General features: G+C 72.9%; 18 protein-coding genes. 11 read left to right on the top strand and 7 right to left on the bottom strand.

What is annotated here, in order from left to right; genetic code table 11:
* The first annotated feature begins 251 nt into the window (after positions 1–251).
* Genes AB0G14_RS02645 through AB0G14_RS02635 form a run of 3 tightly spaced genes read left to right on the top strand, consistent with a single transcriptional unit; the run spans position 252 to position 5,493 of the window.
* Positions 252–2,108, top strand: a complete 1,857-nt coding sequence (locus AB0G14_RS02645) for a xylan 1,4-beta-xylosidase (RefSeq protein WP_357692993.1) — start codon at positions 252–254, stop codon at positions 2,106–2,108.
* A 2-nt stretch (positions 2,109–2,110) separates the two neighbouring features.
* Positions 2,111–3,958 (top strand): xylan 1,4-beta-xylosidase, encoded by a 1,848-nt coding sequence (locus tag AB0G14_RS02640; RefSeq protein ID WP_357692991.1) that lies wholly within the window; start codon positions 2,111–2,113, stop codon positions 3,956–3,958.
* A complete protein-coding gene (locus tag AB0G14_RS02635; protein ID WP_357692989.1) occupies positions 3,955–5,493 on the top strand; it encodes an alpha-amylase family glycosyl hydrolase in 1,539 nt (512 codons plus the stop codon). The genes AB0G14_RS02640 and AB0G14_RS02635 overlap by 4 nt, the downstream gene beginning before the upstream one ends.
* Positions 5,494–5,586: 93 nt before the next feature.
* On the opposite strand, the gene AB0G14_RS02630 is transcribed toward AB0G14_RS02635, so the two are convergent.
* Genes AB0G14_RS02630 through AB0G14_RS02610 form a run of 5 tightly spaced genes read right to left on the bottom strand, consistent with a single transcriptional unit; the run spans position 5,587 to position 12,193 of the window.
* Entirely contained in the window at positions 5,587–7,473 is a 1,887-nt protein-coding gene (locus tag AB0G14_RS02630) for an ABC transporter ATP-binding protein (protein ID WP_357692987.1), read from the bottom strand.
* A 1-nt stretch (position 7,474) separates the two neighbouring features.
* Positions 7,475–8,404 (bottom strand): ABC transporter permease, encoded by a 930-nt coding sequence (locus tag AB0G14_RS02625; protein WP_357692985.1) that lies wholly within the window; start codon positions 8,402–8,404, stop codon positions 7,475–7,477.
* Positions 8,405–8,435: 31 nt separating this feature from the next.
* A complete protein-coding gene (locus tag AB0G14_RS02620) occupies positions 8,436–9,431 on the bottom strand; it encodes an ABC transporter permease (RefSeq protein ID WP_357692983.1) in 996 nt (331 codons plus the stop codon).
* Between the two features lie 60 nt (positions 9,432–9,491).
* The gene (locus AB0G14_RS02615) at positions 9,492–11,165 is read right to left on the bottom strand and encodes an ABC transporter substrate-binding protein (protein WP_357692981.1); all 1,674 of its coding nucleotides are present in this window, start codon (positions 11,163–11,165) and stop codon (positions 9,492–9,494) included.
* Positions 11,162–12,193: a LacI family DNA-binding transcriptional regulator gene (locus tag AB0G14_RS02610; protein WP_357692979.1), complete on the bottom strand. Its 1,032-nt coding sequence runs from the start codon at positions 12,191–12,193 to the stop codon at positions 11,162–11,164. The genes AB0G14_RS02615 and AB0G14_RS02610 overlap by 4 nt, the downstream gene beginning before the upstream one ends.
* A gap of 118 nt (positions 12,194–12,311) precedes the next feature.
* Here AB0G14_RS02610 and AB0G14_RS02605 point away from each other — a divergent pair, with 118 nt between their 5' ends.
* The 5 genes from AB0G14_RS02605 (at position 12,312) to AB0G14_RS02585 (ending at position 18,174) form a co-directional block, all read left to right on the top strand.
* Complete coding sequence (locus AB0G14_RS02605) at positions 12,312–14,711, top strand: beta-galactosidase (RefSeq protein ID WP_357692977.1); 2,400 nt, start codon at positions 12,312–12,314, stop codon at positions 14,709–14,711.
* A 180-nt stretch (positions 14,712–14,891) separates the two neighbouring features.
* A complete protein-coding gene (locus tag AB0G14_RS02600; protein ID WP_357692975.1) occupies positions 14,892–15,824 on the top strand; it encodes a hypothetical protein in 933 nt (310 codons plus the stop codon).
* The gene (locus AB0G14_RS02595; RefSeq protein WP_357692973.1) at positions 15,821–16,264 is read left to right on the top strand and encodes an ABA4-like family protein; all 444 of its coding nucleotides are present in this window, start codon (positions 15,821–15,823) and stop codon (positions 16,262–16,264) included. The genes AB0G14_RS02600 and AB0G14_RS02595 overlap by 4 nt, the downstream gene beginning before the upstream one ends.
* 9 nt (positions 16,265–16,273) lie before the next feature.
* The gene (locus AB0G14_RS02590; RefSeq protein WP_357692971.1) at positions 16,274–17,548 is read left to right on the top strand and encodes a histidine kinase; all 1,275 of its coding nucleotides are present in this window, start codon (positions 16,274–16,276) and stop codon (positions 17,546–17,548) included.
* Positions 17,545–18,174: a response regulator transcription factor gene (locus AB0G14_RS02585; RefSeq protein WP_357692969.1), complete on the top strand. Its 630-nt coding sequence runs from the start codon at positions 17,545–17,547 to the stop codon at positions 18,172–18,174. Before AB0G14_RS02590 ends, AB0G14_RS02585 begins: the two co-directional genes overlap by 4 nt.
* A gap of 116 nt (positions 18,175–18,290) precedes the next feature.
* Here AB0G14_RS02585 and AB0G14_RS02580 read toward each other — a convergent pair whose 3' ends face one another.
* Positions 18,291–19,274, bottom strand: coding sequence for an NAD(P)-dependent alcohol dehydrogenase (locus AB0G14_RS02580; protein WP_357692967.1), 984 nt, complete (start codon positions 19,272–19,274; stop codon positions 18,291–18,293).
* A gap of 114 nt (positions 19,275–19,388) precedes the next feature.
* On the opposite strand from AB0G14_RS02580, the gene AB0G14_RS02575 reads away from it, so the two are divergent.
* From AB0G14_RS02575 to AB0G14_RS02565, 3 genes are all read left to right on the top strand, one after another.
* Positions 19,389–20,105: a TetR/AcrR family transcriptional regulator C-terminal domain-containing protein gene (locus AB0G14_RS02575; protein ID WP_357692965.1), complete on the top strand. Its 717-nt coding sequence runs from the start codon at positions 19,389–19,391 to the stop codon at positions 20,103–20,105.
* A 128-nt stretch (positions 20,106–20,233) separates the two neighbouring features.
* Positions 20,234–21,616 carry an alkaline phosphatase PhoX gene (locus AB0G14_RS02570; protein WP_357692963.1) on the top strand — a complete coding sequence of 461 codons (1,383 nt, stop codon included), beginning with the start codon at positions 20,234–20,236 and terminating at the stop codon, positions 21,614–21,616.
* A 161-nt stretch (positions 21,617–21,777) separates the two neighbouring features.
* A complete protein-coding gene (locus AB0G14_RS02565; protein ID WP_357692961.1) occupies positions 21,778–24,039 on the top strand; it encodes a hypothetical protein in 2,262 nt (753 codons plus the stop codon).
* 12 nt (positions 24,040–24,051) lie between these two features.
* On the opposite strand, the gene AB0G14_RS02560 is transcribed toward AB0G14_RS02565, so the two are convergent.
* A complete protein-coding gene (locus AB0G14_RS02560) occupies positions 24,052–25,431 on the bottom strand; it encodes an SDR family NAD(P)-dependent oxidoreductase (protein ID WP_357692960.1) in 1,380 nt (459 codons plus the stop codon).
* Positions 25,432–25,439: the final 8 nt, after the last annotated feature.

Here is a 25,439-nt window from a genome sequence, read left to right as displayed (position 1 = left end):
CGGGGGGGGGGGGGGGGGGCCGGGGCCCCCCCCCCCCGCCCCCCCCCCCCCCCCCCCCCCCCCGGCCGCGGCGCGCCCCGGCCAGGTGCGGAAGTCGGGGCTCGTCCTGCTCACCGCGGCGGAGCACCAGGGGCGCGTCCGACGGATCGAACCCGACCAGAGTCCGGATGGGTGCGGGCGGAGGGAAGCGACGCGCACAGAAACCGGTTACAGTGCTCGGACCGGACCACACGACGACAGGAGGTGCCCCGGTGACGAGCACCAGCGACCACCGACCGGCAGACGCCCGATCCGACTGGGAGTCGCGGATCGCGTTGCGCAGCGACGAGACGGGAACGACGGACGGCACGCCCGTCCTCGCCCCGCCGGACGGTCTGGCGGCGGTCGCCGGGGTCCACCACGTCCGTCTCTCGTGGTCCCCGGTGCCCGGCGCGGTGGGTTACCTGGTACACCGCGCGCCGGTGCGCGACGGCGCCGCCGACGGCGAGCTGACCCCGATCGACCACCTCGGCGGTGACGTCCTCGCCATCCCCGACACCTGGTACGTCGACACCACCGGCGAGCCCGGCCAGCCGTACGCCTACGCGGTCGCCGCCGTCCCCGAGGTCACCGTCACCGGCCCGCTCGGGGCGCGGGTGACCTGCGCGTCGCTGCCCGCCACCGACGTCGCCCCGACCGTCCTCCTCCAGGTCGACGCGGCCGCGGACGGCGCCGCGCTGGCCCGGCCGTGGCAGCCGATGATCGGTAGCGAGCGGCTGTCCCAGCTGCTCTGCACGGACACCTCCGGCGGCCGGGAGATCGGCGGCGAGCTGCTCGCCGCGCTGCGCCGCATCCGCGACGAGATCGGCGTCGAGACGGTTCGCGCGCACTCGATCCTCCACGACGACCTCGGCGTCTACCGGGAGGTGGACGGCGAGCCGGTGATCGACTTCTCCGGCGTCGACCGGGTCTACGACCTGCTCCTGTCCATCGGGCTGCGACCGGTCGTCGAGATCGGCTTCATGCCTCGCGACCTGGCCAGCGACCCGGAGCGGACGGTCTTCGAGTACCGCGGGGTCATCTCCCCGCCGAAGGACTGGGACCGCTGGGGCGAGCTGGTCCGGGCCCTCGTCGCGCACCTGCTCGACCGGTACGGCGACGAGGTGCTGGGCTGGGACTTCGAGGTGTGGAACGAGGCCAACCTCGAGGTGTTCTGGTCGGGCACCCGCGAGGAGTGGATGCGGCTCTACGACGTGACCGCCAAGGCGGTCAAGGAGGTCGACCCCCGGATCCCCGTCGGTGGCCCGTCGTCCGCCGCCGCCGGCTGGGTCGACGCGCTGCTGGAGCACGTACGGCGCTCCGGCGCTCCGGTCGACTTCGTCTCCACGCACACCTACGGCAGCCCGCCGCTGGACCTGCGCCCCACCCTGGAACGGCTCGGCTTCGGGCACGCCCGAATCCTGTGGACCGAGTGGGGCGTGACGCCCACCCACTTCCACCCGGTCAACGACGGCACGTCCGCGGCGACGTTCCTGCTCACCGGCATGCGTTCGGCAGCGGGCCGGGTGGACGCCCTGTCCTACTGGGTGGCCAGCGACCACTTCGAGGAGTTGGGCCGCCCGCCGCGGCTGTTGCACGGCGGCTTCGGCCTGATCTCCGTCGGCGGGATCGCCAAGCCCCGTTACCACGCGCTGCGAATGCTCAGCCGGCTCGGCGAGACCGAGCTGCCGGTGCGCGCCGGCGGGGACGGCGCCGACGGCCTCGTCCAGACCTGGGCCAGCCGGCGCGCGGACGGCAGCCTGGCCATCCTGGTGTGGTCGTCCACGCTGGACCAGTCCAAGCGCGACGGCGACCCGGCGCTCGCCCGCCAGATCCGCCTGGTCGTCGACGGCGCGGCCGGCCGGACCGTGACCGCCACCCGGCTCGACCGCGAGCACGGCGACATCACCACCCTGGCCGAGCAGCTCGGCGTCACCGAGTGGCCGGTCGGGGAGCAGTGGGACGCGCTGCGCGCCGTCGACGTGCTACCGGTCGAGAAGGTCACCACCGCCGTCGAGGGCACGGCGGCGGTGGTGGAGCTGCACCTGCCACAGCCGGGCGCGGTGCTCGTCGAGGTGGCCGGAGGCTGACCGTGCGGCCGAACCCTCCGCCGCCCGACGCCACGACGTCCGGCGCGGCCACGCCCGCGGCCGGCGGCTCCACGCCCGCGCCGGGGCGGGGACACGGCCACGGCATCCGGGTACGTGCCGGTCGCGGGCAGGTCGACGTCGACTGGGATCCGGTGTCCGGCGCCGCCGGCTACCTGGTGCACCGGGCCGACGGCGACGGCCCGTACCGGGTGGTCGACCATCGCGGCGGTGACCTGCTCGCGGTGCCCGGCCCGCCGTACGCCGACACGACCGTCGAACCCGGGCGGCGCGTGCGGTACGCGGTGCGCCCGGTGCTCGACCCGGACCGGCCCGGCGACTGTCCGCTCGGGCCGGCGTCGGCGCCGGTCACGGCCCGCGACGGCGGTGACGCGGTGGTCGAGGTGACCGTCGACGCCGCCCGCCCGGTCGGGCCGGTGCCCCGCCCGTGGCGGGACATGGTCGGCTCGGAGCATCTGAGCCTGCTGCTCTGCACCGACCGGGTGGGCGGCGAGGAGATGGGGGCCGGGCTGGCCGCCGCGCTCGGCCGGGTGCGCCGCGAGCTGGGCGTCGAACGGGTCCGCGCGCACGGCATCCTCGGCGACGACCTGGGCGTCTACCGGGAGGTCGACGGCCGCCCGGTGCACGACTTCACCGGCGTCGACGCCGTGCTCGACGCGCTCGCCCCGACCGGCCTGCGGCCGGTGCTGGAGCTGTCGTTCGTGCCGCGGGCGCTGGCCCACGACCCGTCCCGCGAGGTCACCGCGGCGGGCGTGTCCAGCCCGCCCCGCGACTGGGACCGGTGGGCGGCGTTGGTCGGCGGCCTCATCCGGCACCTGCGGGCCCGAGTCGGCGACGCCGAGCTGCGGCGGTGGGCGGTCGAGGTGTGGAACGAGCCGGACCTGGACTGCTTCTGGACCGGCACCCGCGAGGACTACCTGCGGATGTACGACGTGACGGCCCGGGCGGTGCGCGAGGCCTGCCCCGGCCTGCCGGTCGGCGGGCCGGCGACCGCCGCGACGAGATGGATGGAGCCGTTCCTCGACCACGTCGACGCCTCGGGCGCGCCGCTGGATTTCCTCTCCACCCATGTCTACGGCAGCCCGCCGCTGGACCTGCGACCGGCCCTGGAGCGGCACGGTCGGGCCGGCACCCCACTGCTCTGGACGGAGTGGGGCCCCTCCCCCACCCACTTCGCGCCGGTCAACGACTCGGTGCTCTCGGCCGCCTTCGTGGCCACCGGGATGCAGGAGGCGGCCGGCCGGGTCGCGGCATTGGCCTGCTGGGTGGCGAGCGACCACTTCGAGGAGCTGGGCCGCCCGCCCGCGCTGCTGCACGGCGGGTTCGGGCTGCTGTCGATAGGCAACCTGGCCAAGCCCCGGTTCTGGGCACTGTGGATGCTGGAACAGCTCGCGCCGGTGCAGCTCGCCGCCCGGCTCGACGGGGACGGCGCGGGGACGCTGGTGCGGGCCTGGCCATCTGTCGACCCGGACAGCGGGCGGGTCGCCGTGGTGCTCTGGAACGGCACGCTGGACCAGGGTGTGCTGGGCCGGCCCGACCAGCGCCGCCGGCTGAGCCGTACGGTGCGGCTGCGCATCGACGGGCTGCCCGCCCCCGGATACGAACTCCGGCACCGCCGGCTGGACGAGCGGACGTCGAATCTCGCCGCGACCGCGCGCCGGCTCCGCGTCGACGGCTGGCCCACGGAGGAGCAGTGGGCCGGGCTACGGGCCGCCGACACCGTCGCCGACGCGGGGCCGCCGGTCACCGTCGTGCCGGACGGCGGCTGCCTGCGGCTGCCGCTGACCCTGCCCCTGCCGTCCCTCGCACTGGTGGAGCTGACCCCGCGATGACCCACACCGGCCCGTGGTGGCGGGAGGCCGTGACCTACGAGGTGTATCTGCGTTCCTTCGCCGACGCCGACGGCGACGGTCTCGGGGACCTGCCCGGTCTGCGTTCCCGGCTGCCCTACCTGGCCGCGCTCGGCGTGGACGCCGTCTGGGTCACCCCGTTCTATCCCAGCCCCGACCGCGACGCCGGGTACGACGTCACCGACCACCGCGATGTCGACCCCCGGCTCGGCACCCTCGCGGACGTGGACCGCCTCGTCGCCGACGCGCACCGGCTCGGCCTGCGGGTGCTGGTCGACCTGGTGCTCAACCACGTCTCCTCGGCCCATCCGTGGTTCGTCACCGCCCGCGCCGCCGGCCCCGGCTCGCCGGAGCGGGCCCGGTTCCACGTCCGGACCGGCCGCGGCCCGGCCGGTGCGGAGCCGCCGAACAACTGGCGGTCCATCTTCGGCGGCTCGGCGTGGGCGCCGTTCGGCGACGGCGAGTGGTATCTGCACCTGTTCGACACCGAGCAGCCCGACCTGCGCCACGAGCACCCGGAGGTGGCCGCCGACGCGCTGGCCACGCTGCGGTTCTGGCTGGACCGCGGGGTCGACGGCGTCCGCTTCGACGCGGCCGGCTCGCTGTGCAAGGACCCCGACTACCCGGAGCTTCCGCCCGGCTGGCAGCCCGGTGACCCGGCGCCGTACAGCGACCGGGACGAGGCGCACGAGATCTACCGCCGGTGGGCGCGGGAGCTGGCGTCGTACCCGGGTGACCGGCTCGGCGTGGCGGAGACCTGGGGCGGGCCGGAGGTGCTCTCGCCCTACCTGCGCCCCGACGAGCTGGGACAGGCGTTCGCGATGGACCCGCTCTACTGGCCGTTGCGCCCGCAGCCGTGGCGCGACGGCGTCGAGGCGCTCCTCGCCGCCACCACCCGGCACGGGCGGCTGCCCACCTGGGTGCACGGCAGTCACGACGTACGGCGAGCGGCCGACCGGTGGGGACCGGACGGTGCGCGGGCGGTGCTGCTGATGATGCTGGCGCTGCCCGGCGCGGTCTACCTGTACGCCGGGGACGAGCTCGGCCTGCCCGACGTCGCGCTGCCCGACGAGGCGATCCGCGACCCGGTGTTCCGCCGCTCCGGCGGCGTGGACCGGGGGCGCGACGGCGCCCGGGTGCCGATGCCGTGGACCGCAGGCCCGGCGCCGTACGGTTTCGGCCCGGCCGGGTCCACGCCGTGGCTGCCCCAGCCGTCGGGCTGGGGAGCACGCTCGGTGGCCCGCCAACGCCACGACCGGACGTCGGCGCTGGCCCTGGTCCGGGCGGCGCTGCCGCTGCGCGGTACCTGCTGGCGGGGTCGACCGGCGCGGCTGTCCTGGCGCGAGGCGCCGGCCGGCTGTCTCGCCTTCCGGCGCGGCGCCGGCGGGCCGACCTGCCTGGTGAACCTCGGTGACGGGCCGGTCGACTGGCGGCCCTACGGGGACCGGGTCCTGCTCGCCAGCGGCGCGGCGGGAGCCGGCAAGCTGCCGGCCCGCTCGACCGCCTGGCTGGCCTGACCGGCCGGCCGTCCCTCCCCCACCCACGGTGGGGAGGCCGATCGGGGCCCGGTGGCCGTCGGGCGATGGCGGGCGATGGCGGGCGCCCTGAAGTCAGGCCGACGGCGTGCTCTCCCGGCCGGTGGCTTCCGCGAACGGGTTGGGGATCGAGTCGAGCAGCAACCTGGTGTAGTCGTCCCGGGGGGCCCCGATCACCTCGCGGGTCGGGCCGCGCTCCACCAGGATCCCCTGGTGGAGCACCAGCACCTCGTCGGCGAGCAGCCGGGCGCTGAGCAGGTCGTGGGTGATGTAGAGCATCGCCAGCCGCCGCTCTCGGACCAGCTCTCCGAGCAGCTCCAGGATCTCGGCGCGGATCGACACGTCCAGCATGGAGATCGGCTCGTCGGCGATCAGCACCTGCGGGCCGGGGGCGAGGGCCCGGGCGGTCACCACCCGCTGCCGCTGCCCGCCGGAGAGCTGGTGCGGCAGCTTGTCGAGGAACTGCCCGGCCGGGGCGAGCCCCACCCGCTCCAGCAGCTGGGCCGCGCGTTCCCGGACGGCGTCGCCGCGCAGCCCGGCGAAGTTGACCAGCGGCCGGGACAGGGCGTACGCCACCGTGCGGGTCGGGTTCAACGCGCTGAACGGGTCCTGGAAGACCATCTGCACGTGCCGCCGGTAGTCGCGCAGGGCCCGGCCGCGCAGCCGGTCCACCCGGATCCCGGTTCCGGAACCGCCGGTGAACCGCACCTCGCCGGCGCTGGGGCGTTCCACCCCGGTGATGATCCGGGCGATCGTCGACTTGCCGCTGCCGCTCTGCCCGACCAGGGCGGTCACCGCGCCGGGGCGCAGCGCGAAGGACACCTCGCGGACGGCCTCGACGGTGCTGGTGCGCAACCCGCGCCGGCTCGGGTAGCGCTTGCTCACGTTCCCCACGGACAGCACCGCGTCACCCTCACTCGCGGGAGTGTCGGCCTGCCGGGTCAGCGTGCCGGCGGCCGGGAAGTGGCTGTCGAGGGTGGCGGTGGCGCCGAGGGTGACGACCGGCAGCCGGTCCTCCTGGGCGACCAGGCAGCGGACCAGCCCGCCGTGGTCGGGGAGCAGCTGCGGGTGCGTCGTCCGGCAGGCGTCCTCGGCGTGCGGGCAGCGCGGGGTGAAGAGGCAGCCGGAGTGCGGCCGGGACAGGTCCGGTGGCCGACCGGGGATGTAGGTGACCCGCACGTCGGGCAGCCGCGGGTCGGCGTACGAGCCGAGCAGGCCGTGCGTGTAGGGGTGCCGTGGCTCGCGGAGCATGTCGGCGGCCGGCCGGTCCTCCACGATCTCGCCGCCGTACATCACCATCACCCGGTCGGCCATGTCGAGGACGGTGCCCAGGTCGTGGCTGATGAACAGCACCGCGAAGCCGAGCTCGCGGCGCAGCTCGGCCAGCCGGGTGAGGATCTCGCGCTGCACCACCACGTCCAGCCCGGTGGTGGGCTCGTCGAGCAGCACCAGCTTGGGGCGCAGCGCGAGCGCGAGGGCCAGCGCCACGCGCTGTTTCATGCCGCCGGAGAGCTCGTGCGGGTACGCCCGGAGCACCCGCCGGTCCAGGGCCACCAGCTCGAGCAGCTCGGTGGCCCGTTCGGTGACGTCGCCGGGCACCTTGTGCGCGGCGAAGGTGTCGGCGAACTGCGCCTGGACCCGGATCACCGGGTTGAGCGAGTTCATGCTGCTCTGGAAGACGGTGGACAGGTCCGCCCAACGCAGCTCCCGCAACTGCTCCTCGCCGACGGTGGTCAGGTCGACGCCGGCGAAGGTGACCCGGCCGCCGGTGATGCGGGCCGGCGGGGAGAGCAGCCGCAGCACGGCGTTGCCGAGCGTCGACTTGCCGCAGCCGGACTCGCCGAGCAGGCCGACGAACTCCCCCTCGGCGATGGTGAACGAGACGTCGTGCACGGCCCGGTTCGCCGGCAGGTCGCGGGGGGTGTACGTGACGGTGAGGTGGTCCACCTCGAGCAGGGTCATGTCAGTCCTCCCGCAGGTGGGGGTTGCTCAGCGCGTCGATGCCGAAGTTGATCAGCGTGAAGGAGGTGATCAGCAGGGACAGGGCCAGGCCGGGGGCGACCAGCCAGGCCCACTGGCCGGTGAGCAGGGCGCCGCCGAGGCTGGCCTGGTTGAGCATGGTGCCCCAGCTGACCGTCTGCGGGTCGCCGAGCCCGAGGAAGGCCAGGCCCGCCTCGCCGCCGATCGCGCCGAGCGCCGCGCCCATGAAGCCGACCACGATCAGCGAGGTCATGTTCGGCACGATCTCCCGGGCGATGATCCGCGCGGTGCCGTCGCCGGCGAACCGGGCCGCGGTGATGTAGTCGCGGGTGCGCAGCGTGATGATCTGGGACCGCTTGATCCGGGCGCCGTACGCCCAGCCGGTCACGCTGATCACGAAGATGATCAGCCACAGCCCGCGGACCGGGGCGTACGCGGCGAGCGTCACCATCAGCGGCAGCGCGGGCACGACCAGCCCGAGGTTGATCAGGAAGGACAGCACCTCGTCTACCCAGCCCCGCAGGTAGCCGGCGGTCAATCCGATGACCAGCCCGATCAGGGTGGACAGGGCACCGGCCGCCAGGCCGACGACGAGCGAGGTGCGGGCGCCGACGACCAGTTGGGACAGGACGTCCTCGCCCTGGGCGGTGGTGCCGAGCCAGTGGCTGCCGGTCGGGCCGAGCGAGGTGGGGAAGGCGTCGTCGCGCGGGTCGTACGGCGCGATGAGCGGCGCGAAGACCGCGACCGCGATGAACGCGGTCAGCATCAGCAGCCCGATGCGGCACTTGCGGTTGCGCCAGAGGATGACGAACCAACCGGGCAGCCGGCTGTGGCGGGCGAGTTCGGTGGCGGCGGCCTGGACGCCTTCGGTGTCCGTGCCCCGGGCGGGTACGGCGGGGGCCGGCGTGCTCACGCGACCTCACCCCGCTCGTCGCGGGCGATTCTCATGCCGGCTCCACCTTTCGCACCCGTGGGTCCAGGAAGCCGTACAGCAGGTCGGCCAGGAAGTTCGCCACCAGCACACCGATCGTGGTGAACAGGAAGATCGCCTGCATCAGCGGGTAGTCCCGGCTGGACACCGACTCGAGGAGCAGCCGCCCCATGCCGGGATAGTTGAAGACCGTCTCGACCAGCACGGTGCCGCCGAGGATGCTGCCCAGCGCGATGGCGAAGCCGGTGACGTTGGGCAGGATCGCGATGCGCGCACCGTAGGTGATGGCGATGCGTCGCCGGGGCAGGCCACGGGCGACGGCGAGGCGGGTGTGGTCCTCGCCCAGGCTCTGCACCATGTTGTTGCGCATGCCGATGATCCAGCCGATCGGGCCGGTGATGAGCAGCGCCACGGCGGGCAGCACGCTGTGCTGGAAGGCGTCGGAGATGAAGATCCAGCTCCAGCCGGGTGAGCTGCCGCCGCCGTACCCGCCGCGCTCGGGGAACCAGCGCAGGGTGATCGCGAAGACGTAGATGAGCAGCAGGGCGAGCCAGAAGAACGGCAGCGTCCCGAGGAACGTCGAACCGAGGGTGATGACCGAGTCGACTCGGCTGTTGCGGCGGTACGCGGCCCAGGTGCCCAGCAGCGTGCCGACGACGAACGAGATGATCTGGGTGACCCCGACGAGGATCACGGTCCACGGCAGCGCCTGCCCGATCATGTGGGTCACGCTGTAGGGGAAGTAGGTGTACGACACCCCGAAGTCGCCCTGCACCACCGCGCCGAGGTACTGCAGGTACTGCTCGAAGAGATTGCCGTCGGGGGTGCCCAGCATGATCCGGATGGCCTGCAGTTGGGCCGGGTCGATGCTCTCGCTCTGCCCGGCCAGCCGGGACACGATGGCCTCGGCCGGGTCCCCGGGCTGCAGCCGGGGGATCAGGAAGTTGAGGGTGACGGCGGCCCACAGGGTGCCGAGGAAGAAGGCGAAGCGTCTGGCGAAGTAGGCCACGGGAGCCATCCCTTCTCGGGGACGGGCCGGCCGGCGCGCGGGGCGCCGGCCGGCCATCGGCTACTTGGCGTCGGTCCCGGCGGGCTGCAGGTTGGTGATGATCAGCAGGTTGTCGCTGGGCGCGGCGTACGGGTTCTGTTCGTTGGGCCAGCCGGTCGCCTTCGCGGTGCGGTACTGGAACCACTTGGCGCCGTACCAGAGCGGGATCATCGGCACCTGCTCGGTCATCACCTTGGTCAGGTCGGCGACGGCGGCCTTCTGGGCCGCCTCGTCCGTGGCGGTGCGCAGGCTGTCGATGAGTTCGTCGGTGCGCGGGTCGTTCCAGCGGACGAAGTTGCTGACCGCCTTCCTGCCCACCGGCGCGGACTGGTCGCTGGCCAGCGGCTCCTGGAAGTTGCGGAACATGTTGCAGCTGCCGCCGTGCACGCCGAGCAGCATGTCGTAGTTGCCGATCGCGCGGTCGTTCTCGTACGCCTCGGGGGTGGGGGTCTCGGCCCGGACGGCGAAGCCGAGCGCGGTCAGGTTCGCCACGATGATCCGCTGCGCCTGCACCCAGTCGGTCCAGGAGCCGGGCACCCGGAAGCTGAAGGAGATCGGCTTGCCGTCCTTGCCGACGCGCTTGCCGTCGCCGTTGCGGGGATAGCCGGCGGCGGTCAGGTCGGCGTCGGCCTTGGCCGCGTCGTAGCCGACCACGCCCTGGTTGGGGATGTCCTTGGGCAGCCAGTCGGCCTGGCCGGGCACCACGAGACCGGTCTGGCTCGCCGGCTTGACGTAGCCGAGCTGCGCCTTGTCGACGATCTCCTGCCGGTTGAACGCGGGCACCAGGGCCTTACGGAAGGCGGTGTCGTTGAACGGCGCCCTGGTGAGGTTCATGTACACGCTGATCGAGCCGCCGGAGGGGTACCAGTACTTGTTGTGCTCCGGGTCCCGGTCGACGTACGCCTTCTTGACGTCCGGCACGAACATGGCGTTGGTGTCGTACTCGCCTCGGCTGAGCTTGAGTTGGTCGATCTGCCCGCCCCCGTCGGCCTTGTGGAACCGCAGCTCGTCGACCTTGACCTTGTCGGCCTGCCAGTAGTCGGCGTTGCGGCCGAGCGTCAGCTGCTGGGGGTTGAACGCCTTGACGGTGAACGGTCCGGTGCCGACCGGCCTCTCGGCGTTGGTGAAGGTCACCGGGTCGTCGACGGTGGACCAGACGTGCTTCGGCACGACCTTGATCTCGCTGAACAGCGTGAACGCCGCCGCGCCGGGCTGGGTGAACCGCATGGTGACGGTGTGCGGGTCGATCGCCTCGACCGCGCTGAGGTACCGCCAGATGCCCTTGACGTCCAGCGCCTTGTGCGCCCTGAGCATGTCGTAGGTGAAGGTGACGTCGTCGGCGGAGAACGGTTTGCCGTCGTTCCACTTCACCCCGTCGCGCAGCTTCCAGACGAGCGTCTGCGGGTCGGTCCACTTCCATTCGGTGGCGAGCCAGGGCTTGGCCTGGCACCCGTAGTTGTCGTAGGTGATCAGCTGCTCGAAGACGTACTCGGTGGCGCCGAGCCGGCTGGCCTCCAGGTAGGGGTTGTAGTTGGCCTGCGGGTTGCTGCCGCCGCCGAAGTCACCGTAGTCGAGGAACGCGACCCGCCCGTCGGTGCCGGGGCCGGACTTCTGCTCGGTGCCGGTGCAGCCGCTGGCCGCGAGGGCGACGGCGGCTGCGATCGCGGCGATCCGGGCGAGCTTCGATCTCTTCATTGACCGATACCTCCAAGGGGGGCGCCCGTCGGGCAGCCGCAGCTGCGGCGCACGACGAGCTCGGTGGGGAGGACGATGCTGTCGGGAGCCGCCGCGCCAGGGGCCTCGACGGCGTTCAGGATCAGCCGGGCAGCCTCCGCGGCCAGGTCCCGCACCGGCTGCCGGACGGTGGTGAGCGGGGGCGAGACGAGCGCGGCCATGGGTGCGTCGTCGAACCCGGTGATCACGAGGTCCTCGGGCACCCGCAGGCCCCGGCCGAGGGCGCCGACGAGGACGCCGAGAGCGATCTCGTCGTTGGCGCAGACGACCGCCTGCGGCGCGGCCCCGTCACGCAGCAACTGCTCGGCGGCGAGGACGCCGTCGGGCTGCTGCATGGCGACCCGGACCGGCTCGGCGGGCGGGGTGAGCGCCAGCTCCCCGTGGGCGGCGAGGAAACCGTCCCACCGCTCGCTGATGTCGGGCGACCCGTCCGGGTTGCCGACGAAGGCCAGGTCACGCAGGCCGTGGTCGACGAGCAGGTGCCGGGTCAGCCGGGTCATGGCGGGCGCGTTGTCGACGCTGACCGAGGGGACCGTCCCCGTCCCCCGGCCGGCCAGCACGACGACCTGGACCATCTCGGCGAGCCGGAGCAGGACCGGTTCGGAGATGGTGCCGCCGATGACCGCGATCCCGTCGACCCGGCGGGCCATCTCCAGCACCTGCGCGTCGGAGTCCTCACGCATGTGCGTGCAGAGGATGTGCACGCTGGCCCGGGCCGGCACCGCCTCCGACTCGAAGCCCTGGATCAGCTCGGTGAAGTAGGGGCCGGACAGACCGGGGAAGACCAGGCCGAGCGCGCCGTGCCGGCGGGCGGCCAACGCTCGCCCGAGGTGGTCCGGCCGGTATCCGTGCTCCTCGATGGCTTCGAGGACGCGCCGGCGCATCTCCTCCGACACCTGGCCGGTGCCGTTCCAGACCCGGGACACCGTGGCGACGGAGACGCCGGCCAGCCGGGCGATCTCCCGAACCGTGACCCGATTGTTGCCCATGGCCCCCTCGATCCGTAACGTGCGGTTGACAGAAACCGGTTTCAGGCACCATAAGCAGGTGCGAGCCAGATCACAAGTGGACGCCTGGGAAGTCCGGCGAGAGGAAGAGGGAAACCGCATGTCGCGAGTTCTTCTCCACGACCGCAGGATCGTCGTCGACGGTCGACCCCGACTGCTGCTCGCCGGGGAGGTGCACTACTTCCGGCTGCCCCGGGCCCAGTGGGCGGACCGGCTCGACCGGCTCCGCGAGTGCGGCGGCGACACCGTGGCGACCTACGTGCCGTGGCTCTGGCACGAACTACCGGACGGCACAGTGGACCTCACCGGCCGTACACACGAGCAGCGCGACCTCGCCGGCTTCCTGGACCTGGCCCACGCGCGGGGTCTGCACGCGATCGTCCGGCCCGGCCCGTTCATCATGGCCGAGGTCAAGAACGAGGGCATCCCCTACCGGGTGTACGACGAGCACCCGCACCTGCTGCCGACCACCTGGGACGGCGCGCCGATCGACACCCGCACCATCGACTACCTGGCGCCGGAGTTCCTGGCCGCCGCCGACGGCTGGTACGCCGAGGTGATGCCGGTGCTCGCCGGGCGGCTCGCCGACCGGGGCGGACCGGTGGTCGCGGTCCAGCTGGACAACGAGATCGGGATGCTCTCCTGGGTGACCAACTCCCCCGACCTGACCGACGGGGTCTGCGAGGACCTGCGCCGGTGGGCGGTCGACCGGTACGGCAAGGACGGTGCCGCCGAGCGGACCGGCGTCGACCCGGGCGACCCGATTGCCTGGTCGGCGGTGTTGCGGACCCCGGCCGAGCCGCGGTCCCTGGCGGTGCACGACCTCCTGGGCCGCTACATGCGCGACCGTTACCGACGCTACGTCGTGGCGCTGCGCGCCTCCGCCGAGCGGCACGGAGTAACCGGCGTGCCCTTCCTGGTCAACGTCCACGGCACCGGCGGCGGGCGCGGGCGCACCTTCCCGATCGGAATCAGCCAGCTCTTCGAGGCCTACCGGGGCCAGCCGCAGCTCACCTCCGGCTCCGACTACTACCTGGGCGACCTGACCGTCACCAACGTCGCCGACCTGTACGTCGGCAACGCCTTCCTGGCCGCCGTGCACGACGCCGACCAGCCGCTGACCTCGCTGGAGTTCGAGGCCGGCAACGGCGACTACGGGCAGGACCTGTCCACCCTCTACCCGCCGGAGGCGGTCGAGCTGAAGACCCGGCTCTGCGTGGCACAGGGCAACCGGCTGCTCAACCTCTACCTCTTCGCCGGCGGCTACAACCCGCCGCTGGCCGAGCCGGTGGGCGACGGAAACGACCGGATCGCGTTCACCGGAGAGCGGCACGGGTTCGCCGCGCCGGTCGACCCCGAGGGGCGACTCAACCCGACCTTCGACGCGGCCCGACGCGCGCTGCGCGCCATCGGCGGAATCGCCGACCTGCTGGCCGACTCCGACGAGGAGCACGACGGGCTGGCGCTCGGCTTCGTGCCCGACCACTACCTGACCGAATACCACCACCCGGCCTCGGCGTCCCGCGCCGAACAGGTCGCCGACCTGGAACGGTTCCGCGGCATGGGCCCGCGCGACGTGCTGGCCCGGGCGCTGCTGCTCGCCGGCTTCTCGTTCCCCGCCGTCGACCTCCAGTCGGCCGACCCGGCGACCACCCCACCGGTGATCGCCCTGGCCAGCGCCGCCACCCTCGGCCGAGACGTCCAGCAGCGGCTGGTCGCGCACCTGCGCCGCGGCGGCCGGCTGCTGCTGCACGGGGTACTGCCGGAACGGGACCACGACGGCACCCCGTGCACCCTGCTGGCCGACGCGCTCGGGCTCACCGTCACCGGACGGGCCGACGGCGGACCGCACTACTTCCCCTCGGTCGTCGGGGTCGGCTGGACGGCCGAGGTCCGGGTCGGCTACGCCCAGCGGCTCGCCGGCGCGACCGCCGAGCCGCTACTGACCGAGGTGGGCTCCGGCGAGCCGTGCGCGGTGGAGGTCACCGCCGGCGCCGGCCGGGCCCTGGTGGTCGCCGCCGACGTCCCCTGCGACCTTGGTTTCTGGCGTACCGCCCTGGCCCGGCTCGGGGTGCGTCCCCGACTCGCCCCCGACCCGGACGGCCCCGGGCTGGTGCTCACCTCGACCGTGGACCGCGCCGGGCAGCGGCTGTTGCACCTGGTCAACGTAGCCCCGTCGGCGGTGACCGTCGCGCTGGGCTGGCACGGCGAGCCGGTGCTGGCCGGCCGACGGCTGCGGGTGCCCGCGCGGACCGGGCTGGTCCTGCCGTACGGAATCAGGGTCGGCGCCGCGACGCTGGTGGAAACGACCTGCGACCTGGTCGCCCAGCACGGCGACGAGGTGCTGCTGCGCCCGACGCAGGGCGACGACGAGGTGGTGCTGGCCACCGACCGGCCGGTCCACGCGAGCCGGGGCATCGTGACGGCGGCGGACGGGCGGGTGGTCGTCCGGCTGCCCGGCGGACCCGACGACGAGCCGGTCCGCATCGGCGTGGGCTGACGGCGGCGCTCGCCGCAGCCGCCACGTCGTCACCGAACGGGCTGCCAGGACGGGCTGGACGCCCGCGAGGCTCGGGAGACGCGTCTCCTCCCCAGGGAGGAGAGGCGCTCCGACCGTCGGCCGTGACCCGGGCTTGAGGTCGGGCGAAGTCGGCCAGGCCTCGCAGCAGCATCTACCGGTATGACAACCACACTTCGTCGGGCCGCACAGTGGCACCGCCCACTGATGATCTTCGTCTGGGCGATGGCCGTCCTCGCCGTCGTCTCCGCGGTCGGCATCGTCGCCGATCCGCGGGTCCTCACCGGCGTGCCGATCTGGCTCAAGCCGCTCAAGTTCTCGGTGTCCTTCGTGCTCTACGGCACCACCCTGGCCTGGATGCTCTCCCTGCTGCCGCGCCGCAGCCGGATCGCGGAGTGGGCGGCCACCGTCGTCGTCGCCATGGGCGTGGTGGAGATGGCGATCATCGTCGGGCAGGTGCTGCGCGGCACGACCAGCCACTTCAACGAGACCAGTCCGCTGAACGCCGCCCTGTGGCAGCTGATGGGCGCGACGATCATGGTGCTGTTCGCCGCCCACGTCGTCATCGGGATCGTGGTGCTCCGGCAGCCGATCGCGAACCGGGCCGGCAAGACCGCGATCGGGTGGGCACTCGGCCTTACGCTGCTCGGCATGCTGGTGGCGATACCAATGGTGCTGCCCGACCAGGCCCAGAGCATCGAGGGGGTCGCCGGGGCGCACAGCGTGGGCGTGCCGGACGGCGGGCCGGGGCTGCCGCTGGTCGGGTGGAGCACCACCGGTGGGGACCTACGGATCGGGCACTTCGTGGGGCTGCACGCGTTGCAGGCGCTGCCGATCCTGGCCATGCTGCTGACCCGGTTCGCCGGCAGGCGACTCGACGAGCGCACCCGGGCGCGGCTGCTGATCGTCGCCGGCGGCGCGTACGGCGCACTCACGCTCCTGCTCACCTGGCAGGCGCTGCGCGGGCAGCCGCTGCTGCGGCCGGACGCGCTCACCCTGGCCGCCGCGGCGGCCCTGGTGGTGGCCACCGCCGCGGCCAGCGCCGGCGTGGTGGCGGCCCGTCGGCGCCGACCGGAGCTGGTGCTGGCCGCATGACCGGGACCCTGTTCACCCTGACGTTCGCGGTGGCCGCGCCGTTCTGGGCGCTGATGATCCTGCTGCCGCACTGGTCCGTGACCGGCCGGGTCATCAGGTCGCCGCTGATCGTGGCGCCGGTCCTGGCGATCTACGCGATCCTGGTGATCCCGGCGCTCGCCGAGGTGCTGCCGGCCGTCGCGTCCCCGACCCTGACCGGCATACGCGACCTGCTGGGCACCGACGACGGCGCGGCGGCGGCCTGGGCGCACATGATCGCGTTCGACCTGTTCGTCGGCCGGTGGGCGTGGCTCGACAGCCGGGAACGCGGCGTCCCGTCACTGGTCATGGCGCCGGTGCTGGTGTTGACGATCCTGCTCGGGCCGCTCGGCCTGGCCGCCTACCTGGGCGTCCGGACCAGGTGGACGAGCGAGGTTCCCGCCCCGAGCCACAGCGCCTAGGCTGACGCCGTGAGGTGGGTGGGGCGGCTGTTCGACGCGCGCGACACGCTCGTGCGGATGCTGCTACTCGACCTGAGCGGCGTCGGCTACCTGGTCCTCGGCAACCCGGCCAGCGGAAACACGCCGCCCGCCAGGCAGTGGGTCCTGGCCGTGGCCGCGTTCGCCGTCGCGCTGGTGCTGCACCGCCGGCCCCTGGTGAACCTGGTGGTGCAGACGGCGCTGCTGGCGGTGGCGATCGGCCTGCTCGACGACGTTGTGGTCAACCAGGTGGGTGCCAGCTGGGCGTTGCTCGAGCTGACCATGCGGGCGCGCCGACCGCGGACCATCTGGCTGGCCGCCGGGCTGCTGACCGTGGTCGACCTGGCCGACTCGATCGGCGACCCGTTCCTGCGGGTCCTCTCCGGCGTCTTCGGGCTGCTGGTGGAGGTCGGCGTCCCGCTGCTGCTCGGCCTGGTCATCCGGACCACCCGGGAGCTCGCCCGGCAGGCGCAGGAGCGGGCGGCGGCGGAGCAGCGGCGGCGCGAGTCGGAGAGCCGCGCCGCGCGCGCCGACGAACGCAGCGCCATCGCCCGGGAACTGCACGACGTGGTCGCGCACCACGTGGCGTCGATGGTGCTCAGGGTCGCCGTCGCGCGGCACGTGCTGACCGATCTGGACCCACGGGTGCACGAGGTGTTCGACGACGTGCACGGCACGGGGAGCGCGGCCCTGGCCGACCTGCGCCGGCTGGTCGCGGTCCTGCGCGACCCCGAGGGCGTACGCGGCGACGCGGCCCTGACCGCGATCGAGCCGTCGGCGCTTCCGGCCGCCCTCGGCGCGGCCGTCGACCGGGCCCGCCAGGCCGGCGTCACCGTGGAGGCCGACATCGACCCGGCGATCGGTTCGCTCGACGCGGTCCGGGGTCTGGCGGTGTTGCGCCTGACGCAGGAGGCGCTGACCAACGTGGCCAAGCACGCCGGCACCTCCGCGCTGGCCCGGCTGTCGGTCAGCGTGCTCGACGGGGCCGTCCACTGGGAGGTGTGGGACGACGGTGGCGGATGGGTGCCGGCGTCGGTGCCGTCCATCGGGGGCCACGGCATCACCGGCATGCGCGAACGCGTCGAGGTCCTCGGCGGGCAGTTGGAGGCCGGGCCGACGGGCGCGGGTTGGCGGGTGCGTACCGTCCTCCCGGCCGCGGCCACCGCGCCGGCGCCCGCTCCCCACTCCCCTGCCGCCACGCCGGCCTCGTCGGTGCCGCACGAACGCGAGGCCCCGGTGGGGCCGCGCACGGCGGAGCCGGCATGATCCGCGTCCTGCTGGTCGACGACCAGCACCTCATCCGCGCGGGCCTGCGCATGCTCTGCGACGCCCAGACCGACATCGAGGTCGTCGGCGAGGCCGACAACGGCCGCGACGCGGTCCTCCTCGCCGCGCGACTCGTTCCCGACGTCGTCGTCATGGACCTGCGCATGCCCGGCGTCGACGGGATCACCGCGACCAGCCGCATCCTCGCCGACCGCCCCGCCACCCGCGTCGTGGTACTGACCACCTTCGGCGACGACGACGACCACCTCTACCCGGCTCTGACCGCTGGCGCCTGCGGCTTCCTGCTCAAGGACGCACCCCCCGCCGACCTGCTGGACGGCGTCCGCCGGGCCGCCGCCGGTGACAGCCCGTTCAGCCAGGAGGTGCTGCGGCGCCTCGTGCGACGCGCGGTGCACGCCCGCGCCGAGACGCCTCGGCCGGTCGACGGGCTGACCGCCCGGGAGCAGGACGTGCTGAACCTGGTCGCCGAGGGTTTCTCCAACACGGAGATCGCCGAACGGCTCCACATCGGCGTCACCACGGTCAAGACCCACATCACCAGCCTGATGACCAAGACCGGCAGCCCCAACCGGGTACGCCTGGCCCTGTTCGCCCGCGACGCCTGAGTCAGGGCACGCCTGATCGACGTGCGACGCCGTGCGGTCCGAGGGCCCACGACGGCGCGGACGACCTCATTGCCTGGTGAGGGTCACGACCTGAAGCTGCCTCACCAGCCAGTGAGTCAGATGGTGATGACCACCTTCGCCCGCGCGTGTTCACCTTCGAGGTACCGGATGGCTTGGGGCACCTCGTGGAGCGGATAGGTCCGGTCGATGACCGGGGTGAGGCGGCCGGTCTCGGCGTGGGCGCGGAGCGTGTCGAGGTGTTGCCGGCTGGGTGCCGTCGTGAGGGTGACGATGCGGTGTCGAACGAAGGGTGCCAGCAGCCGCCCGCGCGCGAGGAGCCAGATCGGTCCGACGAGGCTGCCGCCGCGGTACACGCCGCCGCCGGAGAGCACCAGTGTCCCGGTCGGGGTCAGCGCCCGCCGGAGCGCGGTGAGTGAGCGGTTGCCGACCAGGTCGAACACCATGTCGTGGCGGCGAGTGTCGTGGGTGAAGTCGTCGCGGGTGTAGTCGACGACGCGGTCGGCGCCGAGGGAGCGGACCAGGTCGACGTTGCGGGTGCTGCACACCCCGGTCACGGTCGCGCCGAGCGCCTTGGCCAGCTGGACGGCCAGGGTGCCGACGCCGCCGGAGGCGCCGTTGACGAGAACGCGGTGGCCGGGCTCGACCTGCCCGACGTCGCGCAGTCCCATGAGCGCGGTGATGCCGGCCAGCGGCAGGGCGGCTGCCTGCTGCGGCGTCAGGTTCGCCGGCTTCGGCGCGACCAGGGTCTCGGGCACGCACACGTACTCGGCGAACGCGCCGTTGGCGTCGCCGAGGTCACCGAAGACGGCGTCACCCGGGCGCACCTGTCGAACGTGGGCGCCAACGGCCTCGACCCGGCCGGCGAAGTCGCGGCCACGGATGCGCGCCCGGGGCCCGGGTCGGCCCATGGCCAACCGCGCCATCCGTGGATCGCCACGCATGACATGCCAGTCGTACGCGTTGAGCGCCGCGGCCTCGACCCGCACGAGCACCTCGTCGGCGGCAGGCACCGGCACGTCGACGTCCGCGAGCGTGAGCGTCTCCGGCGGGCCGTACCGGTCCTGGACGATCGCTCTCATCTTCCCCTCCCCTCGCGGTGTACGGCGTACACCCTATGTAAGCAGCGTAGGTGTACGCCGTACACCCGTCAAGGCGGTTATGGTTTCAACCGTCGCCGGAAGACGAGGACCGAGATGGCTGAGCAGGCTGACACGCTGCGCCGGACGCCGCTGAACAGGACCCGGGTCCTGCGCGCCGCCGTCGCGCTCGCCGACGAGGCCGGGATCGAGTCCCTCAGCATGCGCAACCTCGCCCAGGATCTGGGCGTCGTGCCGATGGCCCTCTACAAGCACGTGGCCAACAAGGACGAACTGCTCGACGGCATGATCGACGTGGTCGTCGGCGAGATCGATCCGCCGGTGCCCGACGGCGACTGGAAGCACGTGGTCCGCGGGCGCATCCTCTCGGCGCGGCAGGTGCTGCGGCGCCACCCCTGGGCGCCGCTCGCGATCGAGTCGCGGAACATGGCGACGCCGGCCGTCCTCGCCTACCTCGACTCGGTGGTCGGGACGTTGCGGGCCGGTGGGTTCTCCGCCGACCTCGCCCACCACGTGATGCACGCGATGGGCAGCCGGATCCTGGGGTTCAGCCAGGAGTTGTTCGACGCCTCCCGGCGCGCCGGCCGGTCCGGCATCACCGACCCGGACCCGCCGTCGGCCCTACCACCAGAGGTCGCGGCCCGATTCCCGCACCTGGCCGAAATCGCCGGGGCGGCATCCCATGACGACGCGTCGGTCGTGGGGCAGGGCTGCGACGACCAGTTCGAGTTCGAGTTCGCGCTGGACCTGCTGCTGGACGGCATCGAACGGCTGCACCAGCAAGGCTGGACGTCGTCGCGCCGACCCCGGTGAGACGGTCAGCGGTTCTGGCTCGGCTGGCAGGGCCAGCAATTCACGCATGGTTCTCGACTTGTTGGGGGTGGGCGTGACCCGCCGTCGATAGCGTGCTCGCGTCTTGACGTGACAGGGAGATGACATCCATGACAGAGCACATCGATCCGGGTCTGGCCCGTCGCGGCCTTCTCAAGCGCAGCCTCGTGACCGCAGCCGCGCTCGCCGCGCTCGGCCCCCTGGAGGCTCTCGGTGCGCGTACCGCTGGCGCCGCACCGATGAGCAAGCGCCCGTCCAGCCCCGACTACGGTCCGCTCTACCCGACCAAGGACCACACCACGGGGCTGGAGTTGCTGGCCCTGCCCAAGGGCTTCGAGTACATCAGCTACGGCTGGACCGGCGACCTGATGTCGGACGGCGTGGCAACCCCGGGTTCGCACGACGGGATGGCCGCATTCCGCCGCCCGGACGGCAAGATCGCGCTGGTCCGCAACCACGAGCGTGGCAGCTACACCGGTGCGTTCACCACACCGGCGTACAACCCGGCGGCTGGTGGCGGCACCTCCAACCTGGTGTTCGACCCGGAGGAGGGCAAGTTCCTCGAGTCCTGGGGCAGCCTGTCCGGCACGATCCGCAACTGCGCTGGCGGGCCGACGCCCTGGGGCACCTGGCTGACCTGTGAGGAGACCACCGAGATCGCCCCGGACGGCACTCGCCACGGGTACGTCTTCGAGGTCCCCTACGACCGCAAGGGTGACCCCCGCCCCATCAGGGCGATGGGGCGGTTCAGCCACGAGGCGGTCGCGGTCGACCCGAGGACCGGGATCGTCTACCTGACCGAGGACGCCACCCCGTCCGGGTTCTACCGCTACCTGCCCAACAAGGCGGGCGAGTTGTCCGCCGGCGGCGAACTGCAGATGCTCGTCGTGCAGACCCCGGACGGATCGTCGTACTCGACCTACGCCGACGGCACCGGCGTGGAGTACCGGACCGCCTGGGTCACGGTGCCCAACCCCGACTACGCCCCGGGCGAGACCCGCCCCGCGGTGCAGGGCGCCGCACTCGGCGCCGCCGTGTTCAAGCGGCTCGAGGGCGCCTGGTACGGCAACGACCGGGTCTACATCGTGTCCACCAGCGGTGGGCCGAAGGGCCAGGGCCAGGTCTTCGAGTACGACCCGCAGGCCGAGACGATGCGAGTGCTCTTCGCGTCGCCGGATGCCAGCGTGCTGAACAACCCCGACAACATCTGCGTCAGCCCGCGCGGTGGCATCGTGCTCTGTGAGGACGGCAGCGAGGGCGAATACCTGCACGGCCTGACCACCGACGGCGAGATCTTCCCGTTCGCGCTGAACCAGGTCGTGATCCCGGCCGGCGGGGTCCCCGGCAAGTCGGTCGCCCCCGGTAACTACGCCGGTTCCGAGTGGGCCGGGTCGACCTTCGATCCGAAGAACGGCAACTGGATGTTCGTCAACGCGCAGAGCCCCGGTATCACGTTCGCCATCACGGGCCCCTGGCGCAACGGTTCGCTCTGACGCGCTGATCGCGCCGGAGAGGCGGGTAGCCGCACGGGGGTTGTCCGGGAACGTCACGGACAACCCCCGCACGGATCACCCAGGCCAGGAATCGCGGCCACCACCTTCCGGTGATCGATGTTCGGCAGCGGGCGGCGTCACTTTTTGTGACCCTGAACGGCGTGGGCACAGCACCCGGACATGAGACCGTTGAGCTGCGCGTGCACGGGGTGTCCGGCGCGTCGGCGGAGAGGATTCTCGACCACCCGATCGTGGTGCGCGTCGCCGGGGATCGGCACGCGGGGTTCTATCGGCCCCGGCCGGGAGCCGGCGCGGCCGGCGGCACCACCGCCGGGGTTGCCGTCGAGGCGTACCGCTGGGGCACACTGACGGCCGGCGCCGCGGTGCGCACGGCGTCCATGCTGCTGCTGTTGCCGTTCATGTTGGGCAACCTCGCGATCTGGCTGCGCCCGACGCCAACCGACCGGTTCGGTCTGCTCGGCGCGCTGTGCCGCCTGCTCGCCGGCACCCTCACCGCCGCCTTCACGCTCTCGATCATCGGCGTCACGCTCAACCTCGTCGGCTGGCAGTGCGTGCCATACGTCGAGTGCCGGACCGACCGGCCCTACCTGTCCTGGCTCGCCGCGCTGCCGATGGGCCCGCGCCTGGCCCTGCTGTCGCTCATCCCACTGCTCGCACTCCGCCTGGTCTGGGCGATCGGCACGCGCTCCGCCCGGGCGTTCGAGGGCTTCGGCCCGACCTCGGCCGAGCCACAGGCCTCGGAGATGACCGAGAGCCTCACCACCCGCGGGTTCTGGGACGACGAGCGCGTCACCGCCTGGCTTCGCCAGATCCACGTCGGGCTCAGCGCCGGCACGCTCGACGCCAGCCTGCTCGCCTCCCTGTCGGACGGCGGGCGGAATCGGCTGGGCCTGCTGCTGTTTGCCGCCGCCGCAGCCCTGGTGGCGTTCTGCGCGGTGCTGCTCTGCCTGCCCGCGCCGACCAGCCCCGAGCAGGCCCGTCGCCTCCTGCGCCCGCTGTGGGCAGCCACCGCCGGGGTGACCGTCCTGAGCCTCGGCTACGCCGCCCTCACCCGCCCAGTCCAGCCCGTGATCAGGCAGTTGCCGGGCTACGAGGGCAGCACCTCCGGCCTGGTCGCGGCGCAGGGCATCCTGCTCGTGGCGATCGCCGTCGTCACGTTCGCACGCCAGTGGACGCAGCCGACCGGGACCCGCCCGTTCCTGCGCGGACTCGGCACGCCCGTCGTGGCGGCGTTGTCAGTCAGCGTCGCCGCAGCCTTCACCGCCACCCTGGTCTTCCGGGTCGCCGATCACCTCGACCGCGGCTACATCCCCAATCCGATCCGGCCGAACCCACCCGTCCTCGGCCCCCTGGAGCCGCCCGTCGCGTACTGGTGGGCCGCCCTCGCGGGACTCACCGCGCTGCTGATCATCACCGGGATCACCACAGCTACGCTCGTGCTCAGTCGCCGTCGGCGGCGGACCCTGGCCGAGCGCGTCGTCGCACAGGACTACCCGCAGGTGCCCCTCGACGCGGCGCCCCGGCTACGCCTCGTGCGGGAGACCGTCGCCAAGTCGCACGTGACCGAGGAACTGGCCCCGGTCCTGGTCGCGTTCTTCCTGATCTCCTCGCTGGGCCTGGCCACCATCGCGCTGGACCTGATCGGGATCGGTCCCACCCAGCTCGCGGCAAAGCTCAGCGGCCAACGCGACGGAACCGGCCTGCTCGTCGCTCACGTCACCGACGTGGCGATCTGGGTCATCAGCCTGCTCGTGATCAGCCTCCTGGTCCTCGGCTTCCGCTCGTACCGGTCGGCCGAGACCCGACGCCTCGTGGCGGTCCTATGGGATCTGGGCACCTTCTGGCCCCGCACCGTCCACCCCTTCGCGCCCCCCTGCTACGCCGCCCGGGCAGTACCCGAACTGACCAAGCGGGTCTCCGCGCTCGCCGCGCAGGGCCCCGTGGTCATCTCCGGGCACAGCCACGGTTCGGTCCTGGCCGCAGCCACCGTCCTGCAACTGCCGCCGGCCGCCCTGCCCAGGGTCTCCCTGCTGACCCACGGCTCCCCACTGCGCCGCATCTACGCCCGCCTCTACCCGGCCTACCTCGGTCAGCAGGCGCTGTGCGACCTGGGCGAGCGACTCGACTGGCGGTGGCGCAACCTCTGGCGGGACACCGACCCGATCGGTGGACCCATCTTCGACCGCTGGGGCACAGAGCCACCATGCGACACCCCGGCAGCCGAATCGGTGGACCTGCGGCTCCGCGATCCCCACGCCGTGACCATCGACCCGGCCGACACCGTGCCACCGCCCGTCGAGCGCCACTGGCCGTACCACACGCAACCGCAATACCAGGCGGCCGTACGCGACCTCGCCGACAGAGCGGCCAGCAGCAGCCCCTCGCTACGGTCACCCCCTTGAGTTGGCTCGGGTTCAGTCCGGCGCGAGCGAACGCCATATCCGGTCGGGCAGAACCCGCGCAGCCTGCCCGAGATCGATGCCCGGCACGCCGGCGAGCCACCGGCGCGCGGTCTCCGCCACCGGGCCGATCAGCAGCATCTCGATCAGGGGTTCCGGCAGGGTGGCGATCTCACCGGCCGCCATCCGTGGCCGCAGCCAGCCGGCGACGGCCGCCATGCGCGGCGCCTTGGCCGCCGCCACCTGTTCGGCGTGCGCGGCCAGGTAGCCGGCGTAGGCCGAGGCGTGGATGAAGCGCGCTGCGGCCGGGTTGTCCTCCGTGAAGCGCAGGTAGGCCGTCACGATGGCGCGGACGCCGGTGCGGGCGGTCCGGGCCCGGCTCAGCGCCGTGATCAACTCGTCGAACAGCGCCGCCATGCACCGGCTGTACAGCGCCGCGGCCAGCCCGTCGAAACTGCCGAAATGGTGGTAGAGACTGCCGAGGCTGACCCCGCTGGCGGCAGTCACGGCGTGGACCGTGAAGCCGGGCTGGCCGGCCGAATCGAACACGTCCAGCGCCGAGGCCAGCAGCCGCTCCGCAGTCGCCTCACCCCGCTGCTGCTTAGGTGACATGAGCCATCCCCTGGTCCCACAGCCGTCGAGCCAGGGCCGGATCGTCCGCCACGGGCGCGAGCGGTACCGGACGGTCACCGTCGAAGTAGCGCCCGGATCTCTGGCCGGGCGCGAACGCCAGCGCGTCACCGGCGCCGCGCCGGCCTCCGGAGCGTCCCACCGGCGCTTGACCACCTTGAGCAGCCGGCCCTTCACGCCACCGGGATCCCCCAATCCGGTCCTGACCACGCCGGGATGCACTGCGTCGATGGTCACCCCGGCATTCTTCCAGTGCTTCGCGAACAACGGCACGGTGAGCAGGTTCGCAAGCTTGGTGTCGCAATAGGTGCGCATCCAGTGGAAGTCCTCGCCCCTGGGCGTCCGATCCGGGTCCACCCTGCCCTTGACGTAGAGGCCGGCGCTGACCTGGACCACCCTCCGCAGCCGCTTCTCCAGCAGGTGGTTGAGCAGGAACGGCGCCAAGTGGTTCACCGCGAACGACTGCTCGTACCCGTCCTCGGTGCGTACCAGCCGGGTCGGCCAGACACCGGCGTTGTGCACCAGCACGTCGATTCGATCGCAGCGGCTGCCGAGTTCGACCGCGACCGCCCGAATGGACGACAACACCGAAAGGTCGCCCACCACCAGTTCCGCCGAGCCATCCGCGCCGCCCGGCGACGCCCCCAGCGCCGCCACCGCCTGCTCGCCCCGCGCCCGGTTCCTGGTCACCAGCACCACCCGGCAGCCCCGCCGCATCAACTCGGTGGCCACCGCGTACCCGATGCCGCGATTGGCTCCGGTCACGACCGCCG

Origin of the sequence: Micromonospora sp. NPDC023814, assembly GCF_040639595.1 — a bacterium.
Classification (GTDB): Bacteria; Actinomycetota; Actinomycetes; order Mycobacteriales; family Micromonosporaceae; genus Micromonospora.
The sequence above is the reverse complement of the archived record's forward strand: the minus strand, read 5'-3'. Positions and strand labels throughout refer to the sequence as shown.

What these genes read in the sequence shown, in the direction of transcription:
- AB0G14_RS02600 (WP_357692975.1), top strand. Translation starts at nt 14,892, where the DNA reads ATGACAACCACACTTCGTCGGGCCGCACAGTGGCACCGCCCACTGATG.
- AB0G14_RS02580 (WP_357692967.1), bottom strand. Translation starts at nt 19,274, where the DNA reads ATGAGAGCGATCGTCCAGGACCGGTACGGCCCGCCGGAGACGCTCACG.
- AB0G14_RS02605 (WP_357692977.1), top strand. Translation starts at nt 12,312, where the DNA reads ATGTCGCGAGTTCTTCTCCACGACCGCAGGATCGTCGTCGACGGTCGA.
- AB0G14_RS02585 (WP_357692969.1), top strand. Translation starts at nt 17,545, where the DNA reads ATGATCCGCGTCCTGCTGGTCGACGACCAGCACCTCATCCGCGCGGGC.
- AB0G14_RS02570 (WP_357692963.1), top strand. Translation starts at nt 20,234, where the DNA reads ATGACAGAGCACATCGATCCGGGTCTGGCCCGTCGCGGCCTTCTCAAG.
- AB0G14_RS02610 (WP_357692979.1), bottom strand. Translation starts at nt 12,193, where the DNA reads ATGGGCAACAATCGGGTCACGGTTCGGGAGATCGCCCGGCTGGCCGGC.
- AB0G14_RS02615 (WP_357692981.1), bottom strand. Translation starts at nt 11,165, where the DNA reads ATGAAGAGATCGAAGCTCGCCCGGATCGCCGCGATCGCAGCCGCCGTC.
- AB0G14_RS02630 (WP_357692987.1), bottom strand. Translation starts at nt 7,473, where the DNA reads ATGACCCTGCTCGAGGTGGACCACCTCACCGTCACGTACACCCCCCGC.
- AB0G14_RS02595 (WP_357692973.1), top strand. Translation starts at nt 15,821, where the DNA reads ATGACCGGGACCCTGTTCACCCTGACGTTCGCGGTGGCCGCGCCGTTC.
- AB0G14_RS02575 (WP_357692965.1), top strand. Translation starts at nt 19,389, where the DNA reads ATGGCTGAGCAGGCTGACACGCTGCGCCGGACGCCGCTGAACAGGACC.
- AB0G14_RS02635 (WP_357692989.1), top strand. Translation starts at nt 3,955, where the DNA reads ATGACCCACACCGGCCCGTGGTGGCGGGAGGCCGTGACCTACGAGGTG.